Below are 16616 nucleotides of genomic sequence, written 5' to 3'. Positions count from 1 at the left end.
CAGTGCCCGAGCCGGCAGCGGAGGCACTGCCCGAGGGGCTCGCGCCCGGCTCGTCGGTGGAACAGGCGGCAAGGGACAGCAAGGTGACAGCGGCCAGTGCCGCCATGGAACGTCGCACTATGGTTCCCCTTTATCTCGACGAAGAACGCGTTGCCGAGACCGCCACGGCGAGCAGGATGATCCCGCCCTGGACGGTCGACCTGAGGGCGCCGGAGACGCCGTAGAAATTCATGAGGGCGAACAGCAGTTCGAGGGTCAGCGCGCCGAGCATCGCGCCGACGACCGAACCGCGACCGCCGCCCAGCGCGACGCCACCGAGGACGACCGCGGTGATCGCACCGAACTCCAGGCCGGCGCCGGCCTGGAACGACACGCCGCTGTAGCCGCCCAGCAGGATCGCCGCGGCCGCGGCCGCGAGCCCGCTGAGGATGAAGGCGATGGTGCGGGTCCGCCAGACACGCACGCCGCTCAACTCGGCGGTGCGCGGATTGTCGCCGACGGCAACCAGCGTCCGGCCGAAGTCGGACCGCATCAGCAGCACGGCCACCACCGCCAGGGCCACCAGGACCAGCAGCGCGTACGGCACGCGACCGAGCACCGGCACGTCCTCGAAAGCCCGCCGACCGAACCGCCGGAACTCCTCGGAGAGCCCGCCCTTCGGGGCACCGTCGGACCACAGGTAGACCGCGCCGACCAGGATCAGGAACATGCCGAGGGTGGTGATGAACGACGGCACCCGAAGCCGGGTCGTGATCAGGCCGTTGACCAACCCGACGAGTGCGCCGAAGGCGAGCAGGAGCAGCACCACGGGCCAGGTACGTGCCGGGTCGCCGTCGATGAGCCGGGCGGCCACGACCACCTGCGCGGTGACCAGGGAGCCGACCGAGAGGTCGAACTCGCCGGAGACGATCACGAAGTACTGGCCGGCGGCGAGCAGGATGATCGGCGCCGAACGTCCGAGGAACGACATCAACGACGGAGGGGCGAGGAAGTCGGGCTGTCGAATGCCGACGAGCACCACCAGCACCGCGAGAATCGCGAGGATCGGCAGGAGGCCGCCGGGGCGGACCCGCGGGAGACGCAGCGGCAGCGTACGGCGCTGAACGGTCTGCATGGCTAGGCAGCCGCCTTTCGCATGGCCCGGCGGGCGTAGACGGCCACCGCGGCGATGATGATCGCGCCCCGGATCACCTGCTTGAAGAAGGCGTCGACCTCCAACTGGTTGAAGATCGCGTCGATGCTGGCGAGCAGCAGCACTCCCCCGACCGTGCCGATGACGCCGCCGCGCCCACCGGCGAGGGCGGTTCCGCCGATCACCACCGCGGCTATCGACTCCAGGTCGTAGAGGCCCTCGGTGCCCACCCGCGGCGCGCCCGAACCGAGCCGACTGGCGAGGTACACGCCGGCGAGCCCGGCACACATCGAGCACAGCACGTGGGCGGTGACGAGGATCCGGTCGTTGCGGACGCCGGAGAGCCGGGCCACCTCCGGGTCCCCGCCGACGGCGACCAGGTGGTGGCCGAAGCGGGTCTTGGAGAGCGCGAACCAGGCCGCCGCGGTCACCGCGACCAGCAGCAGGAACGACACCGGCACCGGGCCGATGCGCTGGTAGCCGAGTGCCTGCACGAGCGCGGGCGCGGTGGTGCCGGCCGGCCCGTCGTAGCCGTTGTCGAGGTACCCCTTGAGCAGCAGCCCGACGCCGAGGGTCGCGATGAACGCGTTGACCCGCAGTTTGGTGACGAGGAGCCCGTTGAGCAGCCCGACGCCGGCGCTGACGGCGAGAGCCAGGCCGATCGCCGGCAGCAACGCGCCGTCGCTGCCGTTCATCGTCTCGGCCGCGACGAGGGTGCTGAGGCTGATCACGTACGCCACCGACAGGTCGAGCGAGCCGCCGAGGATGACCAGGGTCTGGCCGACGGCGACGAGCCCGAGGCCGGCCGCGACGTGCAGCAGGCTCACCGTCGTGGACTGGTTGAAGAGCTGCCCGCCGTCGACGAGGACGACCAGCCAGCCGATCGCCAGGGTGAGGGTCAGGGCCACGAAGACGCCCGGTACGGGGCGGCGGGCCGGCAGCAGCGACAGGGCGCTCACTGGGTCATCTCCGATCGCGACTGCGGGGCTCGCAAACCCGGCTCACTCCTCGCGCTCACGCGGCAGCCTTCCGCGCGGTCCCGACCGCCAGGGCCATGACGTCCTCTTCGCTCGCGCCGGCGGGCAGTTCGCCCGCGACCCGGCCGTCCCGCATGACCACGATCCGATCGCTCATCCCCAACAGCTCGGGCAGGTCGGACGAGATCATCAACACGGCGGCGCCGTCCCGGGCGAGCCGGCGGACGAGGTCATGGATGGCTGACTTCGCGCCCACGTCAATGCCCCGGGTCGGCTCGTCGAAGAGCAGGATCCGCGGGTCGAGCGCCAGCCACCGGGCCAGCACGACCTTCTGCTGGTTTCCACCGGACAGGAAGCGGATCTCCTGGTCGTCGCCGGCGGCGCGGACCTCCACTGCGGCGAGCAGCTCGCGCGCCCGGACGGTACGGGCGGCATGCCCGGAGCGAGTCGCGAACACGGCCCGGCTGGCGAGCAGCGCGTTGTCGAGCACCGACTGCCGGGGGACGATCCCCTCGCCCTTGCGGTCCTCGGTGACGTAGGCGATGCCGGCCCGCATCGCGGTGCGCGGTGAGCGCAGCCGGACCGGCCGGTCGTCGAGCGTGACGTCACCGGTGGTGAACGGGGAGACCCCGAAGATCGCACGGGCCAGCGCCGAGCGGCCAGAGCCCTGGAGGCCGCCGATGCCGAGCACCTCACCGGCGCGCAACTGGAGATTGACGTCACTCAGCTTCCGGTTTCCCGCATCGCGAAGGTTGAGCCGCACCGGACCGCGGTCCTCGGGGGCGGCCCGGTCCGGGTAGTAGCTGGACAACTCCCGCCCGACCATGTGCCGCACCAACTGGTCGGCGGTCGTGTCGCCGGTGTCGACTGTGGTCACCCGACGGCCGTCCTTCAGAACCGTGATCCGGCTGGAGAGGTCGAAGACCTCGGCGAGCCGGTGCGAGACGTACAGCAGGCCGATGCCGCGCTCCTGGAGTCGGCGCACCAACCCGTAGAGCAGCTCGACCTCGTGGTCGGCCAGCGCGGCGGTCGGCTCGTCCATGATGAGCAGCTGCGCGTCCAGGGCGAGCGCCTTGGCGATCTCGACGACCTGCTGCTGGGCGACGCCGAGCTGCCCCACCCGGGCGTCGGCGGGCAACGTGGTCTCCCCGATCGAGGCGAGCAGGCGCGTGGTGCGGTCGAGCATCCCCCGACGGTCGACCAACCCGCGCCGGACCGGCTCGTGGCCCAGGTAGACGTTCTCCGCGACGGTGCGCTCCGGCAGCAGGTTGAACTCCTGGTGGATGATGCCGACGCCGGCCCGCTGGGCGTCCCGCGGGCCACGGAACGCGCGCGGTTCGCCGGCGAACTCGACGGTGCCCCCGTCCGGGGCGTACCCGCCCGAGACGATCTTCATGAGCGTCGACTTGCCGGCGCCGTTCTCACCGACAACGGCGTGGACCTCGCCGGGCGCGACATCGAGGTCGACACCGTCGAGAACGCGTACCCCGAGGAAGGACTTGCCGATGCCCCGGAGGGTGAGCAGCGGTGCCCGCGGTGGGTCTGACATCCCGAAAGCCCTCACAGACAGTAGTCATCGACAAGGTGCGCGGGTCGGCGTCGACCCGTACGCGGCGTGGCCACGAACTTTCGCAGCCAGCCGCGGAGACTTACGTTTTTCTGTTGCGAACATTCCCTTGACATCGACGAAACATCACACGTATGAAGAAGATAGATGTTTGGATGCAGGTCCGCAATCCTCGACCGGGGCCGATTGCCAGGGCCGTCACTCGCACGGCAGCGAAGCCGTGCCCGAGAGATTCGGACATGGCCGTCGTCATCAGGGCAAGACGTCGGACGTTGCCCCATTCATTGACACCCATCTATTTCTGGCTCATCCTGACCTCGTGGACCACGGGACAAGAACCACAGCCACCATCACTCACTGTGATGTCCCGCGGGCCTGACTGCCGTTTCGGCGAACGGCACGAGGACAGACCAGCGCACTCGTGCCCACCCATGCCTGCAGGCACAACCTGAGGCCGGGCGCGCCCGTGGGCGCAATCGGAGTTGCCCGTCCAACCTAGGAGACGCCATGCGTCGCAATACGATGATCATCTCGGTGATCGCGGGCCTGTTGCTGGCCCTCGGACTCGCCCCACCCGCTTCGGCGGCTCCCGCCTTCCGCGCCCTGGTGTTCAGCAAGACCACCGGCTACCGGCACGACTCGATCCCCGCCGGGATCAGCATGCTCCAGCAGCAGGCCACCGCGAACAACTTCGAAGTGGTGGCGACCGAGGACTCGAGCGTCTTCACCGCCAGCAACCTGGCGACCTTCGACGTGATCGTCATGCTCCAGACCTCCGGCATGGTCTGGACCTCGGCAGCCCAACGTCAGGCGGTGGAGGGTTACCTCGCCAGCGGCAAGGGCATCGTCGCCATCCACAACGCCACCGACATGGGCATCGATACCGAGTACCCGTGGTGGGACCAGACCATCAACGGCGGCGCCCACATGCCCGAGCACTCCCCCGGCGTGCTGCCCGGCACCGCGATCGTCGCCGACAAGCAGCACCCGTCGACGGCCGGGCTGCCGGATCGGTGGAACCGCAGCGAGGAGTGGTACAACTTCGACTCCAACCCGCGCGGTAAGGTGCACGTTCTGGTGACCGCCGACGAGCGCACCTACAACCCGGGCTCCCGGGCGATGGGCCCGGACCACCCGATCTCCTGGTGTCGCGACACCGGCGGCGGGCGGGTGTGGGCCACCGCGATGGGCCACGCGATCGACTCCTACAGCGAGACGAACTTCCGCAACCACGTCCTCGGTGGCATCAAGTGGGCCGCCGGCAACGCACCCGGCGACTGCGGCGGCACCGTCTGGGGCAACTTCGAGAAGCGCACCCTGGACGACAACACCGTCGACCCGATGGCGATGGCCGTGGCCCCGGACGGGCGCGTGTTCTACGCCCAGCGCGGCGGGCAGCTGAAGGTCTTCAAACCCTCCACCAACAGCACGGTGACCGCCGGCACGCTGAGTGTCTACACCGGCGGTGAGGACGGTCTCACCGGCATGGCGTTGGACCCCAACTTCGCCACAAACGGGTACGTGTACCTCTACCACTCGCCGGCGAGCAGCTCGACCGACGTCAACCGGGTCTCCCGCTACACGATGAGCGGCGACACGCTGAACATGTCCAGCGGTGTGACGATCATCGACATCCCGGCGTACCGGGACCGGACGTTCCCGGAGCCCGGGCACACCGGCGGTTACATCGAGTTCGGTCCGGACGGAAACCTCTTCATCGGCACCGGCGACGACACGCCGCCGAACCTCGACCCCAACTGGCAGGGCTACGCCCCGCTGGACTGGCGCTCGGGCAAGTCCAACCTGGACGCGGCCCGCAGCGCGGGCAACACCAACGACCTGCGCGGCAAGCTGCTGCGCATCCGCCCCGGGGCCAGCGGCAGCTACACCATCCCGAGCGGCAACCTCTACCCGCAGGGCACCGCGCAGACCAAGCCGGAAATCTACGCGATGGGCTTCCGCAACCCGTTCCGCTTCTCCATCGACGCGGCCACCGGCTGGGTCTACCTGGCCGACTACGGGCCGGACCGCAACCCGCCCACCACCAACCGGGGCCCCGAGGGCCTGGTCGAGCTCAACGTCATCAAGACGCCCGGCAACTACGGCTGGCCGTTCTGCCACGGCAACAACCAGCCGTACGCGCCGTACAACCCCGACACCGGCGTCGTCGGCGCGAAGTTCAACTGCTCGGCACCGGTCAACAACTCGCCGAACAACACCGGCCTGACCAGCCTGAAGCCGGTCGTCATGCCCAACATCTGGTATGGCTACCCCGCCTCGACGACCTTCCCGGAGCTCGGCTCCGGCGGCTCGGCGCCGATGGGCGGCCCGGTCTACCGGTACGACGCGTCGAACCCGTCCGCGACGAAGTTCCCGCCCTACTACGACGGCGTGCACTTCTTCTACGAGTGGGCGCGCAACTACATCAAGGAGGTGCACTTCGACTCCTCCACGGCGGTGACCCGCACCAACCCGTTCCTGCCTGGCACCGGGTTCAACAAGCCGATGGACATGGAGTTCGGCAAGGACGGCTCGCTCTACCTGCTGGAGTGGGGCACCAACTTCGGCGGCGGCAACAGCGACTCCGGGCTCTACCGGATCGACTACATCCAGGGCGGTCGGTCACCGATCGTCAAGGCCACCGGCACGCCCACCAGCGGCAGCGCACCGCTGACCGTCCAGTTCAGCAGCGCGGGCACGTCCGACCCGGACGGCAACACGCTGAGCTACCTGTGGACGTTCGGCGACGGCACCACCTCCACGGCGGCCAACCCGTCGAAGGTGTACACCTCCAACGGCAACTACACCGCCCAGTTGAAGGTCACCGACAGCACTGGTAAGACCGGCTTCGCCAACGTCCCGATCACCGTCGGCAACAGCGCCCCGGTGGTCACCATCACCACACCGGGCAACGGTGGCATGCTGACCTTCGGTGACAAGGTGTCGTACCAGATCACCGTGACCGATCCGGACGGCGGAACCGTCGACTGCTCGAAGGTGTTCCTCAACCCGGCGCTGGGTCACGACGACCACGCGCACGAGACCACCGAGTACCCGGGTTGCTCGGGCACCATCTCCACCGACCTGCTCGGCGGGCACCCCGACGGCGCCAACCTGTTCTATGTGCTGAACGCGCGGTACACCGACAACGGCGGCTCGGGGGGCGGGTCCCCGCTCACCGGCACCGCACAGGCGATCCTGCAACCGAAGCACAAGCAGTCCGAGTACTTCAGCAGCCAGTCCGGCATCCGGGTCGTCGACCAGGCCGCCGCGGAGAGCACCAAGCGCGTCGGTGACATCTCCAACAACGACTGGATCGCGTTCAGCCCGATGAGCCTGTCGGGCATCTCGACGGTCAGTTACCGACTGTCGTCACCGTCCGGTGGCGGCTCCATCGAGCTGCGGTCCGGCTCGCCCACCGGAACGCTGCTGGCCACCACGACGGTGCCCAGCACCGGTGGCTGGGACAACTACCAGTCCACGACACCGGTCAGCGTCGCCGCCAGCAGTGGGACCCAGACGCTCTACATGGTGTTCAAGGGCAGCGGCTTCGACCTGGACTCGCACACCTTCGGCGGAAATGGCGTCGGGACACCCGGCACCGGCGGCGGTCTGGCGGGCAAGACGTACACGGTCACCGCCCAGCACAGCAACAAGCTGATGGACGTCAGCGGTGTCTCCACCGCCGACGGCGCCCAGATCACCCAGTGGGCGTCCACCGGTGGCAACAACCAGAGGTGGCAGGCGGTCGACGCCGGTAACGGCGCGGTCTACCTCAAGGCGGTGCACAGCGGCAAGTGCGTCGAGGTGATCGGCAGTTCCACCGCGGCGGGTGCCTTCCTGCAGCAGGCCACCTGCAACAACGGCAACCAGCAGAAGTTCACCGCCACCGCGACGGGAACCTCCGGCGTGTACACGGTGAAGAGTGCGCTGAGCGGGCTCTGCCTGGACGTCAACGGTGCTTCCACGGCCGACGGCGCCCGGGTGTTGCAGTGGACCTGCAGCAGCGCAACCAACCAGCAGTGGCGGTTCACCGCGGTCTGACCTGCGGCTGTCGCGGTAAAAGATGACGTCCCGGTCGGGACCGGTGTCCGAGAATCGGAGCCGGTCCCGGCCGGGACGTCGTCGTCAGTTCGGTTGGCCCGCGGCGCCCGGACCGGGCGCCACGGCGAGCAGCCCGGCCGCCGCCAGGGCGCCCCACAGCTCCTCGGGTACGGCGACATCGGAGCGTCGTACCGTCTCGGCCACCTGCGCCTCGGTGCGGACGCCAACGACCGTCGACACCACGGCCGGATGCCGGCGGACGAAGGCGAGTGCCGCCTGCGGCAGGGTCACCCCGTACGTCTCGCAGACCGCGGCGATCCGCCGCGCCCGCTCAATCAACTCGGCTGGGGCCTGCTGGTAGTTGTAGACGGCATCGGCCGGCGGCCGGTCCCGCGACAGCAACCCCGAGTTGTAGACGCCCGCGATGACCACGCCCACCCCCCGGTTCTCGGCGGCGGGCAGCAGATCGTCGGCCGCACCCTGTTCGAGCAGGGTGTACCGCCCTGCGCACATCATCACGTCGACGTCGGTCTCCCGCACGAACCGCGTCAGCATCGCCGACTGGTTCATCCCGGCACCGATGGCACCCACGACGCCCTGATCTCGCAGGTCGATCAGGGCGGGCACGGCCTCGTGCGCGGCCTGCTCCCAGTGGTCGTCGGGGTCGTGCAGGTAGACGATGTCGATCCGGTCCAGCCCGCTGCGGTCGAGGCTGGCCTCGATCGAGCGGAGAACGCCGTCTCGGCTGAAGTCCCACACCCGGCGGTGGCTCGCGGGAACGTCGAACCCCTCGGAGTCGCGCAGGTGCGCATTCTCGGGCGACGGCACCAGGAGTCGCCCGACCTTCGTCGACACGACGTACTCGTCGCGCGGCCGTTGGCGCAACGCGGCGCCGAGGCGGCGTTCGGACAGCCCGATTCCGTAGTGCGGGGCGGTGTCGAAATAGCGGACGCCGGCCGCCCACGCCGCGTCGACCGCCGCGGCGAACTCCTCGTCGGACGTCGCCCGGTACAGGTTGCCGCCCTGGGCCGCGCCGAACCCCAGCTCGGTGAGACGCACCTCCGGGCGACGCGGCAGCGCTCGCGCCCTCATGACGCCGCCAAGCCGGGTACGCGGCGAACGGGCTCGCCCAGGTGGCCGCCGACGAGACTCACCGGGGGCACCGGCCGGCCCGTCATCGGCCCATCCAGCCGCCGTCGACGGGCAGCACGACCCCGTTGACGTAGTCCGATGCCGACGACGCCAGGAACACCGTGGCGCCGCCGAGATCGTCGGCGCGACCCCACCGGCCAGCCGGGATCCGGGCGAGGATCGCCTGGTTGCGGTCGGGGTCGTCGCGCAGCGCCTGGGTGTTGTCGGTGGCGATGTAGCCGGGGGCGATGGCGTTGACGTTCACCCCGTGGGCCGCCCACTCGTTCGCCAGCGCCTTGGTGAGCCCGGCGATGCCCGATTTCGACGCGGCGTAGCCGGGGACGGTGATGCCGCCCTGGAAGCTCAACAGCGAGGCGGTGAAAATGATCTTCCCGCGGCCACGCTCGACCATCGTCCGGCCGATCTCCCGGCTCAGGATGAACTGACTGCTGAGGTTCACCTCGATGACGTGGTCCCACATCTCGTCCGGGTGCTCGGCGGCCGGTGTGCGGGCGATCGTGCCGCCGTTGTTCACCAGGATGTCGATCGGCCCGAGAGCGGTGAGATCCCGGGCCAGTTGGTGTACGGCCACCCGGTCGCCGAGGTCGGCACGCAGCGCGGTGAACTGGCGGCCGGCGGCCCGCACCCGGCGTTCCACCTCGCTGCCATCCGATTCGAGTTGGGCGGAGACGCCCACGATGTCGGCACCGGCCAGCGCCAGGGCCTCGGCCATGGCGAGGCCGATACCGCGCCGGGCGCCGGTCACGACGGCGACGCGTCCGGACAGGTCGAACAGCGCCGTCACTGGTTTCCCTCCCGCAGATCGAGCAGCACCTTCATCACGCCGCCACCTTCCAGTGCCGTGAAGGCGGCGGTGGCCGCCTCGACCGGCTCCACCCGGGAGATGAGCTGTTGCGCCGGGATCGCGCCCGAGGCGACCAACTGGATCGCCTCCACCATGTCGTCGCGCTGGTACAACCGCGCGCCGAGGAGTTCCAGCTCACGCCAGAAGAAGCGGTGCAGGTTAACCTCGCGGGGCCGGGGGTGGATCGCCACCATCACCAGCCGACCGCGGGTGGTGAGGACGTCGACCGCCGTGGTGACGCCACCGGCGGAGCCGGACACCTCGAAGGCGATGTCGGCGCCCGCGCCGTTGGTGCGGTCGTTGACCAGTGCCACGACATCGGTCGCCCCCGGGTCGACGGCCTCGATCCCGATCCCGGCCGCCACCTCGCGTCGGAACGGGTCCGGCTCGACGAGGAGCACCCGCGCGCCGCGGCCCTGCGCGACGACGGCGATGAGCGCCCCTACCGGCCCGCCGCCGACCACGACCACCTGGTCGTCGGCGGTCACCTTCCCCCGACGGACGTCGTGCACGGCGACCGCTACCGGCTCGACGAGCGCCGCATGGTCGAGCGGCAGTTCCTCGGGGAGCGGCAGAACCAGTTCCGCCGGCACCGTCCAGTAGGACTGCATGGCGCCCGGTGAGTCGATGCCGAGGAAGTTCATGGCGTGGCAGACGTGGGAGTGCCCGCGCTGGCAGGCAGCGCACTGCCCACACGGGCGGGTCGGCAGCACGGTGACGGGCTGTCCGATGCGCCAGCCGGTGGTGTCCGGCCCGACGGCCGCGATCCGGCCGGACATCTCGTGCCCGATGATCGCGGAGTCACCGACCCGAGCGTCCATGTCTCCGTGGTAGATGTGCAGGTCGGTGCCGCAGATCCCGGTGTACGCCACCTCGATCCGCACCTGGCCGGGACCCGGCGGGACCGGGTCGCGATCCTCGATTCCGAGGTCTCGCGCTCCCCGGTAGACGACTGCCTTCATCGATCCTCCGTCTCGACGGCCGGCACGTCGTTCGTGCCGACCCGACATGGCCGTGGGTGCACCGCGATGGCGGTGCACCCACGCGCTCTCTGTTTCTGGCGGTCAGCTCAGTGCCGCGCGGTGGGCGACACCTCGTTGCGGTAGTTCAGTGGCACGACGGGCACCTGGCGGGCAGGGACAACCCCGTCGATTCCGGCCAGCAGCCGCCGGCCGGCCCGCTCCGGCCGGACGTTGGGGCTCTCGGCCGTCTGCGCCTGCGGGCGGTGGTTGGCCGTCCGGATCCGCTCCTCGTCGATGCGGACACCCAGTCCGGGTGCGTCGCCGAGGATGAAGGCACCGTCCTCGATGTGCAGGTCGACGGAGACGCCGACCGGTGGACGCAGGTCCTGCAACTCGCTGGTCAGGTGGTTCGGCACCGAGGTCGCGGCGTGCAGCAGACCGATCGGGCTGTTGCCGATCGGGCTGACCGGCAGGTCGTACGCGTGCGCCAGGGCGGACGCCCGCAGGAAGTGGGTGACCCCCCAGACGGCGGCCATCTGGACGACGTCGACAGCGCCGGCGGCGAGCAGCGGACGGTACTGTTCGAGCCCGGTGAGGTTCTCCCCGGTGGCGACCGACGCGCTGACTCCTCGGCTGACAGTGGCGAGGCCCTCGGCGTCCCAACGTCGGACGGGCTCCTCGATCCAGATGAGGTCGAGGGAGCGTTCGAGTTCGCAGACGTGCCGGACGGCCTGCTTGCGGGTCCATGCCTCGTTGACGTCGAGCATGAGACCCGGCCGCCGGCCGTGCCCCGCCTCGGTCAGGACCTCCCTGACCAGGGTGAGGCGGTGCCGGTCGCGCTCGATGTCGAGACCACCCTTGAGCTTCGCGGCGCGCAGACCGTGGCTGGCGTAGACCTCGTACTCCGCGACGAGTTCGTCGTCGGTGAGCCCGATGTCCAGGCCGGACGCGTAGGCGGTGACCCGCCGGTCACGTCCGCCCAGCAGCCGCCACAGCGGCTCGCCGGCAACCTGGGCCTTGATGTCCCAGAGTGCGGTGTCCAGCGCGCCGATGGTGCCGAACACCGGTCCGGCGTGGCCCGCCTTGAAGGTGTGCCGCAACATCCGGTCGTACAGGGTCGTCACGGCACGGGGGTCTTCGCCCTCGATGGCTGCGAAGATCCGCTCGATCTCAACGTGCGGCCCGAGGCCGACTCCCGACACGCCCTCGTCGGTGTCGACGATGACGATCGAGATCGGAACCACCCCGTCGGCGAACACCCCGTTGGCATCGCCGACGGGCCGCCCCCATTCCTGGACCGTGGTGAGCGTCCGATATCCCGTGATCCGCATGTCAACCCTTCGTGGAACCGGCGGCTACACCGTCGGCAATTTGGCGCTGGAGGAACAGGTAAACCAAGAGGACGGGTATGGCGGCGATCAGCACCCCGGAGGCGAAGGTGGGAATGTTGTCGGAGTACTGCCCCCGCAACGAGGTCACCCCGATCATGAGCGTCCGGTGATCGGCCGAGGGCATCATCACCAGCGCCATGAGGACGTCGTTCCAGCAGAACAGGGCGTTGAGAATGCCGACCGACAGCAGTGCCGGGGTGCCCAGCGGCAACATGATCCGGCGATACACGCCGTACACGGTGTTGCCGTCGATCCGGGCGGCATCGACGATCTCCGACGGGATGCCCCGGTAGTAGCTCGTCATCAGGAACACGGTGAAGGGCAGGAACTGGGCCACGTAGACGAGGATCAGACCGGGGTACGTGTCGATGAGCGCCGTGTCGGCCATGATCCGGGACAACGGCACCATGATCACCTGGAACGGGATGAAGAGTCCCGCGAGGCAACCCAGGAACAACGCCGACGAGCCACGGAACCGCAGCTGGCTCAGCGCGAAGCCGGCCATCGACCCGAGCAGCAGCAGCAGGATCACCGACACCGTCACCACGAACAGCGAGTTGACGAAGTATCGGCCCATGCCGACGCTGTTCCACGCCGTGCTGATGTTCTCCCAGCGCAGGGCGTCGGCCAGGGAGAACCGGTCGAGGATGTAGTCACGGCGCGTCTTCATCGCGACGTTGGCAGTGAACAGCAGCGGGTAGATCGTCGCCAGCGCGAGCAGTGACATGGGGACGGCGATCAACCACCATCCCAGGCGGCCCCGAGACATCAATCCTCCTTTCCGGATCGTTCGAGCAGCTTGATCTGCAACAGCCCCACCACGAGCATGATGATAAAGAGGATCGTCGATGCGGCCGATGCGAGCGCCGGCCGGTTCATCTGGCCCTGCTGGATCCAGATGTAGTACTCCGGCAGGTAGGTCGAACCCTCCGGTCCGCCGCTGGTCATCACGAAGAGCAACCCGAACATCGAGGTCAGCATCCCGATCATCGTGGTGACGAAGACGAACTGGATGGTGCGCGAGAGGCTCGGGATGATCACGTGCCAGACCACCTGGCGTAGCGACGCCCCGTCCACCCGGGCGGCGTCCAGGAGCGCGGGGTCCAGGGTGGCGAAGCCGGCGAGGAACACCACCAGGGCCATCCCGAAGGTGGCCCAGATGTGCACGCCCACCACCATGAACATCGCCAGGTCCGGGTCGCCGAGCCAGTCCACCGGACTGACGCCGAACGATCCGAGGACGGCGTTGAGGGGGCCGTCGAAGGCGAGCAGCAGGTTGAAGATCGCGCCGACGATGACCGGCGAGAGCACCGCGGGGAAGAAGTAGACGCTGCGGTAGAAGCGGTGGCCCGGAACCCGCAGGTAGATGAACGTCGCGAGCAGGCCGGGGATCGCCACCGCCACCGGGAGCAACAGCACCAGCAGCCCGACGTTGCTCAGCGCGGTCCGGAACAGCGGATCGTGGAACAGCTCGCGGTAGTTGCCGAACCCGACCGCCGCCCCGTTCTGCGCACCGTCGCCGGTGAAGGAGAAGTTGACGCCGAGGAGCAGCGGATAGAGCCGCAGCACCACGATGATCAGGACGGCCGGAGCGACCAGGATGTAGGGGGCGAAGCGTTCGGCCCGCAGGCCGCCACGGGTGCGACGAGGCCGTGCGCCATGCCGATGTACGGCGGGGGTGACCGCCGCCCCGCCGGCCCGTCCGGCCTGAGCCAGACGGACCGACGGTTGCGTGTTTCCCATTGACACGAGGGTCAGCCCGCCTGGTCGGAAGCGGCCAACTGCTTCACCACCTCGTCGACGGTGATCGAACCGCTGAGCAGCTGCTGGGACAGCCGACCCATCAGGTCGATCGTCTTCGAGGAGAGCGCCACGTGCAGAGCGGGCTTGCCGGTCTTCAGATCGGCGACGATCGTGGAGACGGCCGGGCCGTTCTGGGACACGTCGATCGTGGTGTCGGCGACGATCGCGCCGGCGTCGGCGTAGAAGGCCTTCAGCGCGTCCGCCGAGGTCAGGGAGCGCACCAGGTCGGCGGCCACCTTCGGGTCCTTCGTCCACTTGGCGACCCCGTAGCCGATACCACCGTCGTACGGGAGGCTCGGGGTGGTGCCGGCGGTGACGATCGGAGCCTTCATGACGCCGAGCTTCTCCGGGGTCAGGAACTCGTTGAAGTCCTTCCAGTGCCCGACGTCCGACATCAGACCCATGACGTGGGCGGCCTTACCGGACTGGAAGAGCGCGAACGAGTCGTTGAACATCGCCGTCGAGTTGGCCCCGTCGCTGTTCATCTTCCTGTCGCCGGTCTCCTTCCAGAGCTGGAAGATCCGCTTGACGTTCGGCGAGGTCCAGTCGCGCTTGCCGGTGATCCAGGCGTCGTACTCCGCGGCGGTGAGGGTGACCGACCCCATGCTGGAGAGCCAGAACTGGATGCCGACGCCCTCCTTGTTGCCGAGGGCGAAGCACTTGGCGCCGGCCTTGGCGATGGCGGCGCAGTCGGCGACGAACTTGTCCCAGGTGGCGGCCGGGGTCGCCGGGTCGAGGCCGGCCTTCCGGTAGATTTCCTTGTTGTAGTAGATGGGGTAGCCCTGTAGCGTCACCGGACCGGCGTAGACCTTGCCGTCCTTGGTGAACGCGTCCCAGCCGGCCAGCCGCTGCTTGTCCTCGGCCACGTAGTCGGTGATCGGCACCAACGCGTCCACCCGGTCGCGGATCTGGCCACCGCCGTTGAACAGCATGACGTCCGGGCCCTTGCCGGACTGGATCGCCGCACCGAGCAGCGTGTAGTACTGGTCGAAGGGCTGTGCGACGAACTCGACCTCGACATTCGGGTGCTTCTTTTTGAAGTCAGCCTTAGCCTTGTCCAGATAGGATTTGGCGAACGTCTCGCCGGACTTCCAGTCCCACACCACGAGCTTGCTGTCCGACCCGCTTGACGAGCTTGAATCGCTAGCACTTCCACAACCGGCCAGGGCCAGGCCCACAACGAGGACGGCCGACCATATAGCGCGCTGTCTCATCAGTTGTCACCTCAGAAAGTGGGGTGGCCCGGCGGTCGCGCCGCCGCGCCAATGTTGCCCGGAACGTAACTCGTATGACGTGTGACGTCAATACTCAGTCGTACACTGAGCCAGACGTCGTGCCACGGCGAGCCTTTCGGAGGGGACATGACGCCATCGCAGGAGACGGCCCTGAACAGCCCGGTGACACCGGCATGGGTGCGTCGGCCGACCAACCTGGCCCGGGCGGTCACCGCCGAACTGGTGGAGCGCATCGTCCGTGGCGTACACCCGTCCGGGACGTCCCTACCTCCCGAACCGATCCTCTGCGAGACCTTCTCGGTGAGCCGGACCGTCGTCCGGGAGGCCGTCAAGATCCTTCAGGAGAAGGGGCTGGTGCAGGTGCGCCAGGGTGCCGGCACCATGGTCACCCCCGCGGCACAGTGGGACATGCTCGACGAACTCGTCCTCGGCGCCACCATTGCCGAGGACGACAGCCTCGCCATCCTCGACGACCTCGTCGTCACCCGGCGTGTGCTGGAATCCGACATGGCGAACGTCGCCGCCCGGCTCGCCGACGCGCAGACCATCGACCGGCTGCACGCCATGGTGGACCGAATGGACGAGCTCGTCGACGACCACGTCACCTACCACGAGCACGACCGGGCCTTCCACGACGCGATCATGCAGACGTCCGGGAACCGCATCGCTCGCGGCGTCGTGCGGGCGCTGGAGAGCCAGGTCATCAACACCGCCCGCTACATGGGCCGGACCGAACGCTCCCTGTGCGTGGCGTCCAACCGGGGCCACCGGCGCATCTACGAGCGCATCGCCGCGCACGACTGTGAGGGTGCCGCCGAGGCGATGTTCACCCACATCACCGAGGCCTGGCTGGTCCGCCGCAGCGGCTCGGGCAAGCCGGTTCGTCTGCAACGCTGACGGTCGCGGGCAACGCGGCGGCGCCCGCCCCCGAGGTACGGGAGCAGGCGCCGCCGAAGCTGAGGCCGACCAGCCTCAGGAGAACTGCGCGAAGAACCTCCAGATCTCACCCTTGGTCCAGGTCGTGATGCCGCTCTCGGCATACGTGCCGTCCACCGGACCGGGCATGTGACCGTTGTCGTACGCGGCCCACTGCACCGGGTAACCGGCCCGGCAGCCCGAATACGTGGTCGTGATGTGCGTGCGGCTGCCGGCCGCCGGCTCGCGCGGGCTCTGCGCGGTACAGCCGTTGTTGCGGACGAACGTGTCGCGCAACGCCCGGCCCCCGGAGATGCTCAGGACGTTGTCCGAGATGCCGTGCAGCCCGAAGTACGCGATGGGCTGCGTACCGCCGCTGCAACGCCTCGGGCACCAGTGGTGGGCGCATCGAGGTACGCCTCGACAGCGCCAGCGGCCCGGTCGTCGGGACCTGCACCGTCGCGGGCACCGGCGGTTGGCAGGCCTGGACCAGCACCAGCTGCGCGGTCAACGGCGCCACCGGCACCCACGATCTGTATCTCCGCTTCACCGGCGGCACCGGCACCCTGCTCAACATCAACTGGTGGCAGTTCA

The 16616-nt window shown here is 69.0% G+C and carries 12 protein-coding genes and 2 pseudogenes; 3 read left to right on the top strand and 11 right to left on the bottom strand.

Annotated features, from left to right (window positions below):
* Positions 1–130: 130 nt before the first annotated feature.
* Genes ABZU25_RS33655 through ABZU25_RS33645 form a run of 3 tightly spaced genes read right to left on the bottom strand, consistent with a single transcriptional unit; the run spans position 131 to position 3658 of the window.
* Entirely contained in the window at positions 131–1114 is a 984-nt protein-coding gene (locus tag ABZU25_RS33655; protein WP_355033400.1) for an ABC transporter permease, read from the bottom strand.
* A gap of 2 nt (positions 1115–1116) precedes the next feature.
* Positions 1117–2091, bottom strand: coding sequence for an ABC transporter permease (locus tag ABZU25_RS33650; protein WP_355033399.1), 975 nt, complete (start codon positions 2089–2091; stop codon positions 1117–1119).
* 55 nt (positions 2092–2146) lie between these two features.
* Positions 2147–3658: a sugar ABC transporter ATP-binding protein gene (locus ABZU25_RS33645; protein ID WP_355033398.1), complete on the bottom strand. Its 1512-nt coding sequence runs from the start codon at positions 3656–3658 to the stop codon at positions 2147–2149.
* 525 nt (positions 3659–4183) lie between these two features.
* On the opposite strand from ABZU25_RS33645, the gene ABZU25_RS33640 reads away from it, so the two are divergent.
* Positions 4184–7720, top strand: coding sequence for a ThuA domain-containing protein (locus tag ABZU25_RS33640; protein ID WP_355033397.1), 3537 nt, complete (start codon positions 4184–4186; stop codon positions 7718–7720).
* 84 nt (positions 7721–7804) lie between these two features.
* Here the strand turns inward: ABZU25_RS33640 and ABZU25_RS33635 are convergent, their stop codons facing one another.
* The 7 genes from ABZU25_RS33635 to ABZU25_RS33605 all read right to left on the bottom strand — a co-directional run bounded on the left by ABZU25_RS33635 (position 7805) and on the right by ABZU25_RS33605 (position 14975).
* Complete coding sequence (locus tag ABZU25_RS33635; RefSeq protein WP_355033396.1) at positions 7805–8812, bottom strand: aldo/keto reductase; 1008 nt, start codon at positions 8810–8812, stop codon at positions 7805–7807.
* An 82-nt stretch (positions 8813–8894) separates the two neighbouring features.
* Positions 8895–9656, bottom strand: coding sequence for a 2-dehydro-3-deoxy-D-gluconate 5-dehydrogenase KduD (gene kduD, locus ABZU25_RS33630; protein ID WP_355033395.1), 762 nt, complete (start codon positions 9654–9656; stop codon positions 8895–8897).
* Entirely contained in the window at positions 9653–10678 is a 1026-nt protein-coding gene (locus ABZU25_RS33625) for an alcohol dehydrogenase catalytic domain-containing protein (RefSeq protein WP_355033394.1), read from the bottom strand. The genes kduD and ABZU25_RS33625 overlap by 4 nt, the downstream gene beginning before the upstream one ends.
* Positions 10679–10785: 107 nt before the next feature.
* A complete protein-coding gene (locus tag ABZU25_RS33620) occupies positions 10786–12009 on the bottom strand; it encodes a mandelate racemase/muconate lactonizing enzyme family protein (RefSeq protein ID WP_355033393.1) in 1224 nt (407 codons plus the stop codon).
* 1 nt (position 12010) lies between these two features.
* Positions 12011–12838 carry a carbohydrate ABC transporter permease gene (locus tag ABZU25_RS33615; protein WP_355033392.1) on the bottom strand — a complete coding sequence of 276 codons (828 nt, stop codon included), beginning with the start codon at positions 12836–12838 and terminating at the stop codon, positions 12011–12013.
* Complete coding sequence (locus ABZU25_RS33610; RefSeq protein WP_355033391.1) at positions 12838–13812, bottom strand: sugar ABC transporter permease; 975 nt, start codon at positions 13810–13812, stop codon at positions 12838–12840. The genes ABZU25_RS33615 and ABZU25_RS33610 overlap by 1 nt, the downstream gene beginning before the upstream one ends.
* Before the next feature lie 11 nt (positions 13813–13823).
* Positions 13824–14975, bottom strand: coding sequence for an extracellular solute-binding protein (locus tag ABZU25_RS33605; RefSeq protein ID WP_355033390.1), 1152 nt, complete (start codon positions 14973–14975; stop codon positions 13824–13826).
* A gap of 258 nt (positions 14976–15233) precedes the next feature.
* Between ABZU25_RS33605 and ABZU25_RS33600 the strand changes: the two genes are divergently transcribed.
* On the top strand, positions 15234–16004 hold the full coding sequence (locus ABZU25_RS33600; RefSeq protein WP_355033389.1) for a FadR/GntR family transcriptional regulator: 771 nt from the start codon (positions 15234–15236) through the stop codon (positions 16002–16004).
* A gap of 75 nt (positions 16005–16079) precedes the next feature.
* Here ABZU25_RS33600 and ABZU25_RS33595 read toward each other — a convergent pair.
* Positions 16080–16403, bottom strand: a pseudogene (locus tag ABZU25_RS33595) (cellulose-binding protein); the annotation flags it as partial.
* Positions 16404–16405: 2 nt separating this feature from the next.
* Here ABZU25_RS33595 and ABZU25_RS33590 point away from each other — a divergent pair.
* Positions 16406–16616, top strand: a pseudogene (locus tag ABZU25_RS33590) (carbohydrate-binding protein); the annotation flags it as partial.

This window comes from Micromonospora sp. NPDC005215 (assembly GCF_040607915.1).
Lineage (GTDB): Bacteria > Actinomycetota > Actinomycetes > Mycobacteriales > Micromonosporaceae > Micromonospora.
Note: the sequence above shows the minus strand (reverse complement) of the source record. Positions and strands in the feature narration are given on the sequence as shown.

Excerpts from the sequence above, each read along its gene's own strand:
- ABZU25_RS33615 (WP_355033392.1), bottom strand. The coding sequence starts at position 12,838 with ATGTCTCGGGGCCGCCTGGGATGGTGGTTGATCGCCGTCCCCATGTCA.
- ABZU25_RS33620 (WP_355033393.1), bottom strand. The coding sequence starts at position 12,009 with ATGCGGATCACGGGATATCGGACGCTCACCACGGTCCAGGAATGGGGG.
- ABZU25_RS33610 (WP_355033391.1), bottom strand. The coding sequence starts at position 13,812 with ATGGGAAACACGCAACCGTCGGTCCGTCTGGCTCAGGCCGGACGGGCC.
- ABZU25_RS33600 (WP_355033389.1), top strand. The coding sequence starts at position 15,234 with ATGACGCCATCGCAGGAGACGGCCCTGAACAGCCCGGTGACACCGGCA.
- ABZU25_RS33625 (WP_355033394.1), bottom strand. The coding sequence starts at position 10,678 with ATGAAGGCAGTCGTCTACCGGGGAGCGCGAGACCTCGGAATCGAGGAT.
- ABZU25_RS33640 (WP_355033397.1), top strand. The coding sequence starts at position 4,184 with ATGCGTCGCAATACGATGATCATCTCGGTGATCGCGGGCCTGTTGCTG.
- ABZU25_RS33635 (WP_355033396.1), bottom strand. The coding sequence starts at position 8,812 with ATGAGGGCGCGAGCGCTGCCGCGTCGCCCGGAGGTGCGTCTCACCGAG.
- ABZU25_RS33645 (WP_355033398.1), bottom strand. The coding sequence starts at position 3,658 with ATGTCAGACCCACCGCGGGCACCGCTGCTCACCCTCCGGGGCATCGGC.
- ABZU25_RS33655 (WP_355033400.1), bottom strand. The coding sequence starts at position 1,114 with ATGCAGACCGTTCAGCGCCGTACGCTGCCGCTGCGTCTCCCGCGGGTC.